Raw genomic sequence first — 15,118 nt, 5'->3', positions numbered from 1 at the left:
AAGATTTCTTATCACCCACAGATCTCCTTATACTTAAGAAGTTCCTCTACATAGGCTTCTCCATACGAAGAAAGAACGCTTCCTTTTCTAGTGATATAGCCAATCGTAAGAGGATCTTCCTCCTCAAGCTTGATGGCCACCATACCTCCAAGGATAACGTCGTCACCTGTAAGCATACCTGAACCAATTGAATAGCCCCCAAGCTCAGCAATGATCTCCATTGTGGTCGCTCTGTCATCTGACTTTATCATCTTTGGAAAGTCATAGTCTGCCAAAGCCTCCTCTGTCAGATAGAAATTACTGTTATCATCAGTCTGGTCAAAAGAAACACATGGATAATCCCTCATCTCTTCTATAGAGATACTCTTTCTACCAGCAAGTTCGTGGTCTTTCCATACATAGACGAAAGTCTCTCTCCTCATAAGAGGTGTGAATACAAGCTGATATTCCTTAAAGAGCTTTTTCATGATGCTCTCATTGGCCCCAGAAAAAGAGATTATTCCGACTTCACTCTTAAGGGATCTGACATCTTCCAAAACTTCTCTTGTCTTGGTCTCATGAATAGCAAAAACAAACTTCTCCGGATCACTTTTCTTGATAACATCAGTAAAAGCCTTAATAGAGAAGTTATAGTGCTGAGTAGATACAGAGAACCTTTCTTTGTCACTATCCTTAGAAATATATCTATCCTCTAAGATCTCGTACTGAGCAACGGCCTTTTTGGCATAGGAAATAAATTCTCTTCCTGCGTCAGTTAAAGAGATTCCCTTGTTAGTTCTCTCAAAAATAAGAAATCCCAGCTCATCCTCAAGCTCCTTGATACTAGCTGAAATGGCTGGCTGTGATACATAAAGTTTGCTGGCAGCTTCTCTCATGGAAGAAGAGGTAGCTACCTCTAATACATATTTGATCTGTACTATATTCATGATTTTTACTCCTGTAAGTTCAAAATCTTCAAGATTTATTATGCCTTATTCCTATAGAAAATTCGAGCATTTCTCATTATTATTTGCTATGATTTATTCATTATATTTAAAAAAAGAAGGAAACTAAAATGCCAAGATCATCCGAAAGCAAAACTCAGAACATGACTTCAGGAAACAGTTTTAAACAGATAGTACTGTTTTTTATTCCTCTTTTATGGGGGAATCTCTTTCAGCAAGTTTATAGCCTTGTAGACAGCATCATAGTTGGTAAAGGGATCTCAGATAAGGCCCTTGCTGCAGTTGGAGCATCTGGAACTTTAAACTTTCTTATTCTTGGCTTTGTAGTGGGTATGACAAGAGGCTTTGGCATTCTCTTTGCACAGTGCTTTGGACGTGAAGATCATGCCATGCTAAGAGCCTATATATCTGCTGCCAAAAGACTCTGCATCGGCATTTCACTTGTATTATCAGTTGTATGCATTCTAGCCCTTAGATCAATGCTTAAGTTCATGCAGACTCCTGCTGACATCATAGATGATGCTTATATATACTTTGTGATCATCCTCATAGGAATCGTGATCACTGTCCTTAATAATCTTGTGATCACAATCCTTCAATCCCTTGGAGATAGCAAAACTCCGCTGTCAGCAATGATCATCTCTTCTCTTGCAAATATCGTCATGGATATCTTCCTTGTTATGGGACTTGGAATTGGCGTTGCAGGAGCAGCTATAGCTACAGTTCTTGCACAGCTCTTTTCATTTATCTACTGCTTCTACAAGATCAAGATGATAGATATATTTGATAAAAAGAATTATTCAGATGCTGAAGTTAATGGCAAGAATATTACCTTTGAACTTGTTAAGATCGGTATCCCCGTTGCATTTATGAACTCCATAACTGCTGCCGGCGGAATCATCCTTCAGTATTTTGTAAACCTTATGGGAAGTGGCTATGTGGCTGCCTATTCTGCCTGCATGAAGTTTGCTTCACTATTTGAGCAGTTCGGCATGTCAGCAGGTCTTTCTATGATGACCTTTGTAGGCCAGAATATGGGCGCTGGCAAGTATGACAGGATAAGGAAAGGCGTAAGACAAGGTCTGTTACTAGCTACTGTCTTAAATATCCCCCTTGCTAGTGTTCAGATTCTTTTCCCAGAGCAGCTTGCAAGGATATTCCTTAGTGACCCTGAGATCATCTCCTACTGCAAAGACTTCCTTCCTATCCTTGGAATAAGCCTCTTTGCCCTTGGATGGCTCTTTGTATATCGCTACTCAGTTCAGGGCCTTGGCAACACCTTCGTGCCTATGCTCTCAGGCGCCCTAGAAGTAATAATGCGCCTAACCGTATGCTTCACTATTGGACGAGCAAGCTTTAGAGGCATTGCCCTCTCCGAAGTATCCGCATGGATAGGCGCATTCATAATGCTAATGATCACATATTATGTAGTTATTTCCTCAAAAAATGATCAAATAAGTTAATAAAACAAAGGCTGATAAGGCATCCCCCAAGGATATCTGTAAACCAGTGAACTCCGCATACAAGTCTTCCAACAATTGTAAGGCATACGATCACAAGGCTCACTATTCTGATAAGTCCCTGAAGCTTGTCAGCCTTAACATACTCTCCGATTACAAATGTAAGTGTCGCAAATACTGTTACTATCAGCATTGTATGTGATGAAGGAAATGACGCTTCTACATGCTCAGCTCCCTCTTCAATGATAGGTCTGTAGTTGATGACAACCTTCTCAAAAAGTGCATAAGTAGCCAGAGTCACAGCATACACACCGCCAAGACAAAGGATCTCTCTATCTACCTTTGCGATGCTCTTTCTCTTAATGAGCTGCACAAGTCCCATTACTGCAAATATGGCTACAACTAAGAGTGCAAGTATTCCAAATACCTCTGTAAGCTTGTACCAAAACATATTGATTCCAAAGACTTCATGCACTGTCTGATTGATATGTGACAGACCAATTGATGTTCCCTCTGGGCCAATTGCTGCCACATCCACTGTCTTAACTAGTATTATCAGCACTACGAATAATGCTAAATAAATGATCCCCTGTACTAAACTATTTCTTTTCTTCATTGTTTCTCCTCTTTTCTAACTACACAGGCCAAGGCCTGTAATTTGTTCTTGTTTTTTAGCTGGTTCCTGATTTTTAATTAATTCTTGTCTTTTACGTCTTATTTGTTCTTTCATGGTATAAGACGTAATTTTAGTTTCCATTTTAAGTCTTTTTACACAATAAGCCAGAATAATACGTAGTTTTGATTAACCAATTACGTCTCTTTCAAAACAATTATTATCCATACGTAATATATTGGCAATAAACTACGTCTAATCAGAAGAAATTTCGCTATTGGCGTAACTCATCGAAATAACTATACGTCTTATTTAAAAATGCCTCTATTCAGACGTAGATTTGCTATTCATTAGTGGCACTTATATTCGTCACTGCCCATGGAGCTATTTTACTGCATTAAAAAACCGGTGTCTAATATTTTAATATTTGACACCGGTTATCTCATGTATGGTTTCTCCTACGTCCAAACCTCTAGTATGTAAACACAATACAACTCAGCATGGACATAATTAGTCCATCTAAAAATAACAATTTCTATTTGGTTCTTTACACAAAATGTATAGAAAGTGGCTGCCAAAAAATTTTGTCACTTTGTGCTATCAATCTCGATCATCACAATTTCCGGATGATTGAAAAATCTCGGATATGGCGTACTCTCACGGGCCAGCCCCCTGCTGATGACAATCACAGAACCATTTTCCATTTCATAAGTGCCTTCAACAAGCTTTGGGAAACGCCCCTGATCAGGAGCCATTACTCCCATCTTTGTGAAAGGAATTCTCCACTGCCCGCCGTGGGCGTGTCCGCAAACAACAAGGTCAAAAGAATACCTCTCATATACATAAACCCTTTCCGGTCTGTGGGATAAGAGAATCCTGTAGTGATTGCTGTCGGAAGCAGCATCTGCGCCATCTAGCTGAGCTGTCCACTCTTCTTCTGTCATGTAGGTGGGATCATCAACTCCGCAGATATCTATGATGTTTCCTCTTATCTCGATTGTACTTGAATCCCCCTCAAGTACCACTACACCTTGTGATTCAAGGTACGCCTTCATCTCTTTTTCTCTCTTACTCCAATACTCGTGATTGCCCGTCACATAATAGCATGGGTACTTAGGTGCAATCGCCTCTATTAATGCCTTGGTGTTATCATCATCAATCTTGTCATCAAAAATATCTCCAGATAAAAGAACTGCATCCACATTTCCTTTTTCCAGCATAGAAGTCAGCTGTGACTGGTTCTTACCATAGTAACAAGAATGCAGATCAGTGACCAGCGCAAATCTCACAGGTCCATCTATCTTACCGTCACCGTCAATGCTGATCTGCTCAGTAACCGGAACTTCAAACCATGCTGTAACTCCGATCAGCACCAGCAGTATAGAAATCAAAAATTTTACAATCTTTTTTACCTTACCTTTTTTCATTTCAACTCATTCCTATCATCTTTATCTTCTTCAAGATCAACGAAGATCACTACTAATAATACAGCCTGGAGCAGGGAAATGTCCCAGCAAACACACATATGCCAAATATTTTTAAATATCCTTATAAATTCCTTATAATTGCCTGATATCCTTCTAACCATAGAAAACGAAATGCATGGAGGAAATCAAAATGAAAAACTTACTTAAAAAAGGTCTCACAGGATTTGAATTAAAATACCTGGCTCTTATATTTATGGTGTTAGACCACATTCACTACTTTTTTGAATATACAGGCATGATTCCTATTTGGTTCTCATGGCTCGGCAGACTGGCAGCTCCTTTATTCCTGTTCTGCCTCATAGAAGGCTTCACCCACACACATGACAAAAAGAGATATTTTCTTAAGATCTACTCTATCTCAATAATCATGGGTCTCTTACGATTTGGCTTTTACAATGTACTTGACTTTGCAGTAAGAGGCGATGGTTTCATACCTGCAAACGCTATGCTTTCAAGCTTTGTGGTACTTCTAGTAGTGCTTATGGGAATTGAACTTATCAGACAAAAGAAATTCTTAATTGGAATTCTAGCCGTTGTAATCCCAGTTATACTGCCATATCTCTTTATTTACTTTGTATATATACCATATACAGATAACCATACAGTTAACATCATTGCAAGCCTGATCAACTTCACGATTCTTCCACTTCATACCATGATCCAGGATGGCGGAACTCTTACACTTATTGAAGGCGTGATCCTATATCTGTTTAGTTTTTGCAAAAACAAGAACGCAAGAATCTACGCTTTCGTTATCTTTGAGCTCTTGTACGGAATTGGACTTGTGACACTTGCTATTGGATCATTTAATGTTCACACTCTTATATTTGAAGCCTATGAATGGATGTCAGCCTTTTCAGCTATATTCATGCTCTGCTATAATGGAGAGCGTGGCCATGGGAATTCAAGGTTCTTTTACCTCTTTTACCCAGCCCACATCTACGTGTTATATGGCATCTCTCTTATTGCCTATGCATTATTCTAAAACTAACACCCTATGGGGACGATTTTAATGAAATTACTAGTTATTGATGACGAAAAAGACATACTGATACTAATAAAAAAGGTGCTCTCTTCAGATTATGAAGTGACAACAGTGCACAGGCCCTTTGAGGAGGTTCCAGAAAACCTTGCAGACTTCGACCTCTTGATCACGGATGTGATGATGCCTGGCGAAGATGGATATTCTCTTTTAAGTAGTATCCGTGACAAGACTGATGCTCCCATCATCTTCTTAAGTGCCAAGGCCCTTGAAGAAGACGTTATCTATGGTCTGTCCATTGGCGCTGACGATTATATCAGAAAGCCTTTCGCCATCGCTGAGCTTAGAGCCAGGGTCGCCGCCCACATAAGACGTGATAAGCGTGATCACAGTGCCTGCATCAAGGATGGAAATATCAGTATTTATCCTGACTCTAGGCTTGTCCAGGTTAATGGCAAAGAGCTATCTCTTACCAAGAGCGAATTTGACATCGCTATGCTCCTTGTGCGGAACAAGGGACAGGTCTTTTCCAAGGAACAGATTTATGAAAAGATCTATGGCTTTGATAAGGATGGCGATGAATCAGCAGTAACTGAGCACATCAAGAATCTTAGAAGAAAGCTATCATACGCAGGAAGCGTTATTGAAACAGTATGGGGAATTGGTTACAGATGGAAAAAAGAAGCATGACTATAAGCCGTATGATTGGCATTTATATTGCAATTGTCTGCGTGTTGATTGGATTTACTACTCTCGTTGCTATCATGTTTATTTCTTTCTTCCTTAAAGGAGAAAGCTCTTATGCCGCAGATAATGTAGAAAAAGCGGTGGAAGCCTGGATCATTGATTGCCAGGAAAGCGGCGAGATAAACACAGCTCTTTTCCCAGAAGGGGCAGATATTATTGTGATCTCAGCTGATGGAAAAGAAATCTTAGTTAAGGTGTCATCTTCTAAGGAGAAGGCCCTTCGTAAATTCGCCAAGGAGTCAAGTCCAGAAAATGGCAGAATGCTTAAAGGACAGGATGTTTATCTGCGTATGGACGCTGTAGATAGAAGCGCATTTATCCACTACTGCGTAAGTGCACCTTACGAGTACCTGATCCTTTTTGGCTTAGCCCTTGCATACCTTTTGGAAGTGCTGATTCCAACTGTGGTTTTGGTCAAAAAGATCAAGAGTAGCCTTGGAAAAGTATTTGATTATACAGAGAGTCTAAAAAGACAAGACCTTAGCGCATCAGCCATAAACACAGGCATCTACGAGCTTGATCAGATAAATATTGCAACTGAAGGCATGCACAAAGAGCTTGTTGCCACCATGGAAGATAAATGGAAAAAAGAACAGGATTCAAAGGCTCAGATGGCTCAGATAGCCCATGACCTCAAGACTCCCCTGACTGTCACCAGAGGAAACGCAGATCTTCTCATGGAAAAAGACTGCGATGAAGAGTCCAAGGAAAGCCTTGAAGCCATAGTTCGTAATTCTGAAAAGATTGCCCTGAGCGTTCTAGATATTCTTGAAAAGTAGCGGCAAATGAGGATATATACATGCTACTTAGTACAAGAAAAATAGACCATCGAACCATCAACATGAAAGTCAATGTCCTTATACAAATTCTTAAGGACATGCAATAATTGCTTTTGGGTTTAAATATCGAACTACTATAAAATTGAAAAGGCCCTCCACTACTATATGAGTAGTGGAGGGCTGAAAGAGTGATATTATGTATTAGCCTTCAATGGCAATCAGATTCTTTTCCGGGATTTTTTTCTCTATCGCCTTTTTAGGAATCGTCAGATTGAGAACACCATGTCTGTAATTTGCATCGACATCTTCTTTTTCAACATTCTCGCCAACATAGAAGCTTCTTGTCATAGATCCTGCATAACGTTCCTGTCTGAGGAGTTTACCTTTTTTGTTATTTTCATCCTTGTCAAGATTCTTAGAAGCATTGATGGTGATGTAGCCATTATCAAGTTCTACTGTAATGTCTTCTTTCTTGAATCCAGGAAGGTCTACTGAAATCTCATAATTATCATCTTTTTCCCGGATATCAGTCTTCATCATCCTTGATGCTTTTCTGCCATAGAGCTTACGCTCCATGTCATGTTCCATGTTGCCAAATTCCTTCATGTAAGGGAATCCGAACAGATCATCAATAAAATTCTCTTCAAAAATACTAGGTGCTAACATAATGCTTACCTCCTTTGCACAAAAACAATTTGTTAACTGTTATTGAGCATTGGGACGGAGGGTTTGGATCATTGGAACCTCTAAGTCCTAACGGTCTTCTCTGTTCCTTTGTTCTACTTATGGTATAACACCAAAATTAGCACTCGTCAACCTAGAGTGCTAATTCAGATAAAAAGATATTGTATTCTTCAATACAGAATTAATATCTGTAAGCAGTTCTTAATTGCCTGGGTGTATAGCTCCGTGTATTCATCCCCCAAAAATATCGTGCATTCAATAGCTGACAAGACCTTTTTCTCTATGAATTCATTGTGATATTGGAAACGTAACCTGCCACGATCCTTCTATAGGAGCGTTGTTACAAGTCCAAAATTCACCCATTACTTCGCAACCTGCAAATTCTTCGAAGGCGATATCAAAAACATACTCTTCATAACTATCAGCGTTATTGTCAGCCCAAAAAGCCACGCTGTAATTGTAATTTATGATTTCTCCGGAAGAGCTCTTCAGATATGCATATCCGTGATTATCTGTATTAAGGATATCATCATACTTTACCTGTATGTGAAGTTTGCCGTCAACCAGCCCTGTACCTGTAAGCGTTACTCCATCACATAACTGATAACCAGTTCTATCTGGAAAAAGCAGCGGTGTTGATTCGATATCATTTTCATCGTAATATCCGGCACATCCTCTAATCTGAGGATCTATGGCAAAATTATTAGCTTCTCTAATATCAGTGATAACAATTGACTCCAGTGCCATTTCAGTGTGTTCCTTTTTGCTAAGGATCTCACTTACAGAGAAGGTAATCTTATCGCCAGGCTTTAATTTGCTTTCGTCTTGATCTATTGTAATTGCCCATAATGCCGTTCCGGTTTCGCTATCGAACTTTTCAAGGTGACAGCCTGCAGTCTGATCATATGGTGTGTAGATTGAATAGCTGTCCATAAGGTCTGAAGATGCCGTTATGCGGTTTCCAGTCATATCCTGCATGGCCATAAGTATATTCACGGTGTCTCCTTCAAGTTTTGCTGCAATAACTTCCATTTTTATTCCATTGTCCTCACATATTTCTCGGACAGGCTTTAGTTTCTGAGCAAACGCTGGTGATACGGAATAAAGCAATTCGTAGGCAATACTATTATCAGCGGCTGCAAGGGCCGGTACTGAAAGTGAAAAGCATAGAAGCAAACAGGCTGCTGCGGCTAAACCCCTTTTCCAAGTTTTTCTTTTGTTTACAAAGCGTATATCAGCTTCTTCAATGTACTGCGAACTGATTTCGGATATGGCTTCGTATAAATTTTCAGCTGTCATTTGTTACACCCCTTTTCTTGAAGACATATTCTTAGTTTTCTTCGGAGTTTCAACATACGCTGCGAAATATAGTTTTCACGACATCCATAATCATGAGCCAGATCTTTCACCGAATCTCCGTAGTAGTATCTTCTTACGAACAGTATCCGGTCTTCTTTTGGAATTGTTCCAAGAAAGGCGTTGATCAGATCTGCCAGCTGCTTCTTTTCATATATTTCCTCCATGTCAAAATCTGAAGGCAGACAACTATCAAGTTCTTCCAACATCACGACCATAGCATTAAAGCGCTTTTTTGCATGATTGGACCTGTACCTGCTAAGCGAAATATCCCTTACGATTTTTCCCAGGAAAGCTTTTAACGATTCGGGAACTGTAGGTGGGATTCTTTTCCATGCCTGCCCCCATGTGTCATTTACGCATTCTTCTGAATCTTCTCTACTTTCGAGGATATTCTTAGCAATACGGAAACAGTAAGCACCATATTTGACATTGGTCTCCTGCAATGCAGCTTCATCTCTCTTGAAATAAAGTTCAATAATATGAGTGTCCTCCACGTAAGTCTTCTCCTTAAAATATGTCTTCTATCTATATAGCCGCAAATAAAACAAAAATATTTCTGTCCATGAAAACTTTTTTAGTATTCAACATCAAATACGGCACATAAAGAAAAGCCCTGTCTATGCAAGGCTTTTCCTGAATAACTCACCCTCTTTGAATATATTAGTTATGTGCTCGCTGCCATTGGATTTACTTGTATGATACAGATCTGCTAGTTGCTGCTGAGTGAGCCAAACTGCCTCATCTTCAAGTCTGACATCTATCTTGGTCACTCCATCATCTGAGCTGTATATTTAAAACTCACCTTTCTCTCCGGCTATATTTTTTCAAACCTTTCATTTTTTAGCATGTCTCTATCATCTTTCTTATACCATTAGGTATCACTTCAAATCCAAGCTTCTGATAAAACCCTTCTTTTCCCTTAGCCGAAACTCCGCCAATAGTCGTAAACCTTCCTGTAGAAGAATTCTTCACAGCATAATCTACAAGATGGTCAACAATCATGGTTCCTATACCCATACCTTGATATTCAGGTAAAACCACTATTTCCTGCAGATACCAATACATTGCTCCATCACCAACAAGTCTGCCCATTCCTATTAGTTCACCGTCTTTCACGGCGGAAACATTTATAAGGCCGTTCTGTAATGCCTTTCTTGCATGCTCTACTGGAATATCTGCAAAACCAGTAACGACTCTGAGTCTAACAAAATCCTCCGGCTTCAATATGTTATCAACAAGCTTAACCCTAGTGCTCAAATAGTCCTTGATTAACGCAATGTCTTTTTTATCCTTGTCTCGCCCAAGTTCCTGCTTCATCTCGATGAGGCCTTTTATTGAGATTACCGGAACGTTATCAACCATATCAATTGTATCTTTGATCCAGTTCTCAAAAACTTCTATTTTTTCCCCAATTTGAAACTTCCTATTGCCGCTTTCTGTTAAAGAAAATGAGTAGCCATCTGCCGCAAGTTGATCTGCCATCTTTGACGTGCATCCCATATCTATATCATGAGTTTGCTCTCTGATTCCGTATAGAACCATGGCACTTCCAGCTATTATCCAGTATTCATCGCGATTATAAGGGAAATCTTCTAATTTACTGATGATCTCTTGTTTGTTCATACTCTCTCCATCATTCCAATTGCTTCATCCAAAGAAACACAATCCACAAATCTCTTAGGCCACATTCCCTCAATCTTCCCCTACAAGATGCACAATTTCCGCCTCATGTCCAACTGCCGGCAAGAACTTTTCGAAAATATCTGCAGTCTTTATCTTCAAGCTGGAAGTGTTAACACAGGGATGACATCCTATATATTCCCCCTCTTTAACATCCTCATCAACAAGGAGTCTTACTCCACACTCACTATCATTCATAAGTCCCATCACGCTCACAGCCCCTGGCTCAATATCCAAGAACTTTAGCATATCTTCAGCTTCCGCAAAAGAAAGCCTTGCTGATTTTATCTGGCTTGATAGTTCCTTCGTTTTAAACTTCTTATCGCCGGGCATCAGAAGCAAATAGAACGCCGTTTTCTGTCTGTTGCACAAAAAGAGATTCTTGCACATCAGCGTTCCCAGCGCCACGTCCACCGCTTCACATGCTTCCATAGTCATGGCAGGTTCATGATCCACCCTCTGGTACTCTATTCCAAGGCTATCTAAATAGTCATAGACTCTAACCTCTCTGGAGAGCCTCCCTTCAATGTTTTCCGGTCTTCCAATGAATAATTCCATACTTAAAACCTCCAAATGCTGAATGCTGGCAAATTAGTCAAATTCAATTTTTCTATACTAATTCTTCACATACCTAGCATTTCAGGCAACTTATGAATAATCATACCTGATTTCGGGCAAAATAAAAAGCCATATTAGAGCATATTTGCCTCAATATGGCTTTACAATAGTTAACTATATTCAAAGATAATCGACAATGCGCTTTTTCTGTGACATACAAAAATAGCCTATTTTACATAAAAAAGCGAATAATTATTCATACATGTTCTTTCTAATGGTAACGTAATCTTCTCTTTCTTTTTCTCTGTTCTCACTTATCAGGATATCTTCATAAATATTATATCCGTCTATGGTGTAGGCAAGCTTCACGTCAAAATTTGTTATTTTTTCATCCAGTCTTTTGTTAGTAGGAAGAATTATATATCTGTCCAGATCCACTCTTGTATAATACAAAAGCTCTTGGGTTTCAATTTCCTCTTCCTTCATCACTCTCAAAACTCCGGTGTAATAATTATGATCAACATAGTCTCTTCCGTAAGGCATCAGTATATTGGGATCATATTGTCTTACAAAGTAGACAAGTTCAGGAGTAAACGCAGCTCTTATTATTCCTTCATCCTCTGTGGGCTTTATCCTGTCACATATGTCTATCACATTTTGTGGCAAATGGTATATATTTTCCACCAGATACACGTGTTCATTTGCATATACGCATGAACCCGTTATTGCAATAACCACAGCTAAAATGCCGACTGCGATATGCTTTTTTACCGAACTTTTTATACTCATAATAAACTTGGTAAAAGCGTAAGCAATAGTAACATACATTGGGATAATCCATAAGATTCTGTAATATGTATTGGCAGATTCAAGTCTTGCCACTTTAACATACAGCTTCTTTGTTATAGGAAAAAGAAATCCTGCAACTATAACAAGCGGAATCACTCCAAATATGATTTTCTTTCTTACATCAGATTCTTTTACTATAAGATAAATCGATGATATCAATAGAAGAAGCCAAAATATTATCCAGCTACGTCCGTTTCCAAGTCCACCATATCTCTGAAGGTCAACTAGGCATTCCCTAAAAATTCCGTACATATAGCATCCTCGTAAAATATGTATCAGCAGGATTATTTCGTAATCCAGCCAAGTCGTCGGAACCATTCCAAATCATGACTTCGTCATGATGGTTCCTCCTCACATAAGCTTATATAGTACAACATAAACAAGATTTGGAATAACAGAACAAAATGCTCCTAAAAGGACAGTTAGTCTCTTTGAAGAATACAGCAACACAAGTGTCAGTAGCGCAATAAGTCCCGCTCCGAACACAACTCCCATTTCTGAACACATTCCGGAAAACATGTTAACCAGTGCCAACAGTCCCCAGAGAGACGCTTTCTGCGAAAGCTTCTTCTCTTCTTCACCTGTATCCTTAAACATCCATAAAAATATCAACAGGATAGTCGGAAAGGCAATGCTTGTAAGCATTGATTTTCCCTGCCATGTCCTCATCAGAAAGAATGTTGCCGGAGTATAGATTGATACATTTCCAAAAATCATAAGCATATTGACAATGATCATGAAAATCGGTCTCATCTCAATTTTATCTGTAAATAGCACTCTAGCTATCTCATGATAAATAAAATATGCCAGTAGAATAATCAGAACCGGCCACACTGTATAGGCAACAATTGTCGAATGTACACCTGCAGCTTTTGCAATAAACGCTATCCACATCGGAATAGCCGCAAGCGCATGCCTTCCATCAAGCATAATGCTACCACCTTTATTTGGATCTATGGTATACATTGCTCCCATTTTTTGTGCGATTACAGATTGAGTGACATAATACGAGTTGTCGCCGTCAAAAATCCGGGTTATAACCGCCATTACCATTTGAAAAGCAACAAGTGCAAAAAATATTCCGTAAAAGATCTTGGTATCCATGCTAAGGCTCTTTATATCTGGCTTTTTCAACATCTTCTTGTCAAATCTAAAACAACCTGCCACAGCGAATAACAGTACCGCAAAAAGACACCACTTGAAACATGTTTGAAAAGCATAAGGCTTGCCTGCAATGGTCATAATACATAAGATGGATATTATCTGAACAATCCCCGAATAGATAAAAAAACCAAGTAAAAAGGTAATGCCCAGGGTTCTAAGTTCTTTTTTCAAAAAAAATTTGAACAGTTGTCCAATACACATAGGTACTATGAACATAAAGATAATAAGTCTTACTATAGACCATATCGTTAACATGCTTGCATTCATTCTTCTGACTGATCATTCCCCCTTAGCTGTGCTTGGGACCTTTCCTTTCAATTTTTCCCAGAGACTCTATAGTCTCCAGATAATCTTTTTCTACTGAACTCAGTGTCTTAGCCTGATACTTTTTATACTCTTGTTCTACCTTGTCTATTGCTTTTTGATGACTTACTGAACCATTTCCCTCCAAGAGCTTTTCTCCGCTCATGGTAAGGATATTATCCAGATGCCTTGCCCAATCGTCCATAGTCATTGGTATCTCACGTTCTGCCTGTCTTTCTGCAAAATCAAGGTATCCAGATACAATCTGTCCCATTGCTCGTAGTTCTTTTTCGTTCAGATAGTTCTTGGCAATCTTGGCTTCCCCAAGAGTAGGCTGATCACCTTTAAAAGACATAAGTCCCATGAATTCCTTCTCTGCATCCACCCTATGATATATAACTTCAGCAGCAGTTTCTCCGTGAACTGCAAAGTGAATCTTATTCTGCACTTTTTTGAAGAACTCTATAGATGTTTGTGCCTTTGGATCATAATCAACACTTGTAGCGTATATTTCAAGGACTTGCCTGTAAAATACCTTTTCAGATGCACGGATATCTCTGATGCGTTCAAGAAGCTCTTTGAAATAGCCACCGCCGCCGAGGTTCTTTAAGCGCTCGTCATCCATTGTGAAGCCTTTCTGCATATATTCCTTCAGCCTGGCTGTTGCCCATTGACGAAACTTAGTAGCGGTTATTGAAGTTATACGATACCCCAAAGAGATTATCATATCCAAATTATAATGAAGCAGGTTTCTTTCAACGTTTCTTCCGCCTTCAATTTGAACTGTTCGGAATTTCCGAACAGTTGCCAATTCATCTAACTCACCCTCTTTGAATATATTTGTGATGTGTTCGCTGACATTGGATTTACTTGTATGATACAGATCTGCTAGCTGCTGTTGGGTGAGCCAAACTGTCTCATCTTCAAGTCTGACATCTATCTTGGTCACTCCATCATCTGAGCTGTATATTAAAATCTCACCTTTCTCTTCGGCCATATTTTTCAAACCTTTCATTTTTTAACATGTCTCTATAAATATATATTGCGGTCAAAAATCTTGACCGCAAATAAATTCTGTAATAAAGCATAACATAAATTCACACGCATTAACATCGTTAGCTACAAACATGAATATGTCTGTCGTCCTTATTTTATGCATGAATTATACATTTTGTTAAAATATCATCAAGCAAGATAAATAGTAACGTGAACAATCGGTGTAAGACCAAACAAAAAAACAGACTTCATATATCCTAAATCTGTCCTTTTGTTTGGGCTTCAGACCGATTTTCATCAGAGTGAACTAAGTCGCGTCCGGGTGGCTGTGGAATTTCAATCTGCCACCATTTATACAAATCTTATCATTGTTTCCGGCTAAAAGACATCAGCCATTCTCAAATACAGTCTTTATTCCACGCAAAATAAGCCTTCGTGAAAAGGCTTGTCTATCGATATGAGATTCACTTACTCAACAAAGCATATATCTGCCGTCCATGCGAAAAGTGATGA

Annotated in this window: 16 protein-coding genes; 4 read left to right on the top strand and 12 right to left on the bottom strand. The window is 39.1% G+C overall.

Annotation, left to right across the window (positions count from 1 at the left end; genetic code table 11):
- Window positions 1–11 precede the first annotated feature (11 nt).
- Window positions 12–926, bottom strand: coding sequence for a LysR family transcriptional regulator (locus tag BLS24_RS00090; RefSeq protein ID WP_091755095.1), 915 nt, complete (start codon window positions 924–926; stop codon window positions 12–14).
- 128 nt (window positions 927–1,054) lie between these two features.
- On the opposite strand from BLS24_RS00090, the gene BLS24_RS00085 reads away from it, so the two are divergent.
- Window positions 1,055–2,407, top strand: a complete 1,353-nt coding sequence (locus BLS24_RS00085; RefSeq protein ID WP_091755094.1) for an MATE family efflux transporter — start codon at window positions 1,055–1,057, stop codon at window positions 2,405–2,407.
- Here the strand turns inward: BLS24_RS00085 and BLS24_RS00080 are convergent.
- Complete coding sequence (locus BLS24_RS00080; protein ID WP_091755093.1) at window positions 2,376–3,020, bottom strand: phosphatase PAP2 family protein; 645 nt, start codon at window positions 3,018–3,020, stop codon at window positions 2,376–2,378. The two genes, BLS24_RS00085 and BLS24_RS00080, sit on opposite strands and share 32 nt — an antisense overlap.
- A 584-nt stretch (window positions 3,021–3,604) precedes the next feature.
- Window positions 3,605–4,444 (bottom strand): metallophosphoesterase, encoded by an 840-nt coding sequence (locus BLS24_RS00075; protein ID WP_091755092.1) that lies wholly within the window; start codon window positions 4,442–4,444, stop codon window positions 3,605–3,607.
- 190 nt (window positions 4,445–4,634) lie between these two features.
- On the opposite strand from BLS24_RS00075, the gene BLS24_RS00070 reads away from it, so the two are divergent.
- The 3 genes from BLS24_RS00070 to BLS24_RS00060 are packed head-to-tail and all read left to right on the top strand — an operon-like array spanning window position 4,635 to window position 7,012.
- Window positions 4,635–5,489: a TraX family protein gene (locus BLS24_RS00070; protein ID WP_091755091.1), complete on the top strand. Its 855-nt coding sequence runs from the start codon at window positions 4,635–4,637 to the stop codon at window positions 5,487–5,489.
- A 27-nt stretch (window positions 5,490–5,516) separates the two neighbouring features.
- Complete coding sequence (locus BLS24_RS00065) at window positions 5,517–6,176, top strand: response regulator transcription factor (protein WP_242872191.1); 660 nt, start codon at window positions 5,517–5,519, stop codon at window positions 6,174–6,176.
- The gene (locus tag BLS24_RS00060; protein ID WP_176764287.1) at window positions 6,158–7,012 is read left to right on the top strand and encodes a histidine kinase dimerization/phospho-acceptor domain-containing protein; all 855 of its coding nucleotides are present in this window, start codon (window positions 6,158–6,160) and stop codon (window positions 7,010–7,012) included. The genes BLS24_RS00065 and BLS24_RS00060 overlap by 19 nt, the downstream gene beginning before the upstream one ends.
- 201 nt (window positions 7,013–7,213) lie before the next feature.
- Here BLS24_RS00060 and BLS24_RS00055 read toward each other — a convergent pair whose 3' ends face one another.
- The 9 genes from BLS24_RS00055 to BLS24_RS00015 all read right to left on the bottom strand — a co-directional run bounded on the left by BLS24_RS00055 (window position 7,214) and on the right by BLS24_RS00015 (window position 14,606).
- On the bottom strand, window positions 7,214–7,678 hold the full coding sequence (locus BLS24_RS00055; protein WP_072701424.1) for an Hsp20/alpha crystallin family protein: 465 nt from the start codon (window positions 7,676–7,678) through the stop codon (window positions 7,214–7,216).
- Window positions 7,679–7,984: 306 nt separating this feature from the next.
- Window positions 7,985–8,995 (bottom strand): hypothetical protein, encoded by a 1,011-nt coding sequence (locus tag BLS24_RS00050; RefSeq protein ID WP_091755088.1) that lies wholly within the window; start codon window positions 8,993–8,995, stop codon window positions 7,985–7,987.
- The gene (locus tag BLS24_RS00045; RefSeq protein WP_091755087.1) at window positions 8,992–9,549 is read right to left on the bottom strand and encodes an RNA polymerase sigma factor; all 558 of its coding nucleotides are present in this window, start codon (window positions 9,547–9,549) and stop codon (window positions 8,992–8,994) included. Before BLS24_RS00045 ends, BLS24_RS00050 begins: the two co-directional genes overlap by 4 nt.
- Window positions 9,550–9,672: 123 nt before the next feature.
- Window positions 9,673–9,825, bottom strand: coding sequence for a hypothetical protein (locus BLS24_RS00040; protein ID WP_242872190.1), 153 nt, complete (start codon window positions 9,823–9,825; stop codon window positions 9,673–9,675).
- 70 nt (window positions 9,826–9,895) lie between these two features.
- Window positions 9,896–10,678, bottom strand: coding sequence for a GNAT family N-acetyltransferase (locus BLS24_RS00035; RefSeq protein ID WP_091755086.1), 783 nt, complete (start codon window positions 10,676–10,678; stop codon window positions 9,896–9,898).
- Between the two features lie 69 nt (window positions 10,679–10,747).
- Window positions 10,748–11,293 carry a prolyl-tRNA synthetase associated domain-containing protein gene (locus BLS24_RS00030; protein WP_091755085.1) on the bottom strand — a complete coding sequence of 182 codons (546 nt, stop codon included), beginning with the start codon at window positions 11,291–11,293 and terminating at the stop codon, window positions 10,748–10,750.
- Between the two features lie 252 nt (window positions 11,294–11,545).
- Entirely contained in the window at window positions 11,546–12,394 is an 849-nt protein-coding gene (locus BLS24_RS00025) for a hypothetical protein (RefSeq protein WP_091755084.1), read from the bottom strand.
- 99 nt (window positions 12,395–12,493) lie between these two features.
- Window positions 12,494–13,561, bottom strand: coding sequence for a DUF6077 domain-containing protein (locus BLS24_RS00020; RefSeq protein ID WP_278289638.1), 1,068 nt, complete (start codon window positions 13,559–13,561; stop codon window positions 12,494–12,496).
- A 34-nt stretch (window positions 13,562–13,595) separates the two neighbouring features.
- Window positions 13,596–14,606: a virulence RhuM family protein gene (locus tag BLS24_RS00015; protein WP_091755391.1), complete on the bottom strand. Its 1,011-nt coding sequence runs from the start codon at window positions 14,604–14,606 to the stop codon at window positions 13,596–13,598.
- Between the last annotated feature and the right edge of the window lie 512 nt (window positions 14,607–15,118).

The sequence above is a fragment of the Butyrivibrio sp. INlla18 genome (genome assembly GCF_900103635.1).
In the GTDB taxonomy this organism is placed as follows: Bacteria; Bacillota; Clostridia; order Lachnospirales; family Lachnospiraceae; genus Butyrivibrio.
Note: the sequence above shows the minus strand (reverse complement) of the source record. Positions and strands in the feature narration are given on the sequence as shown.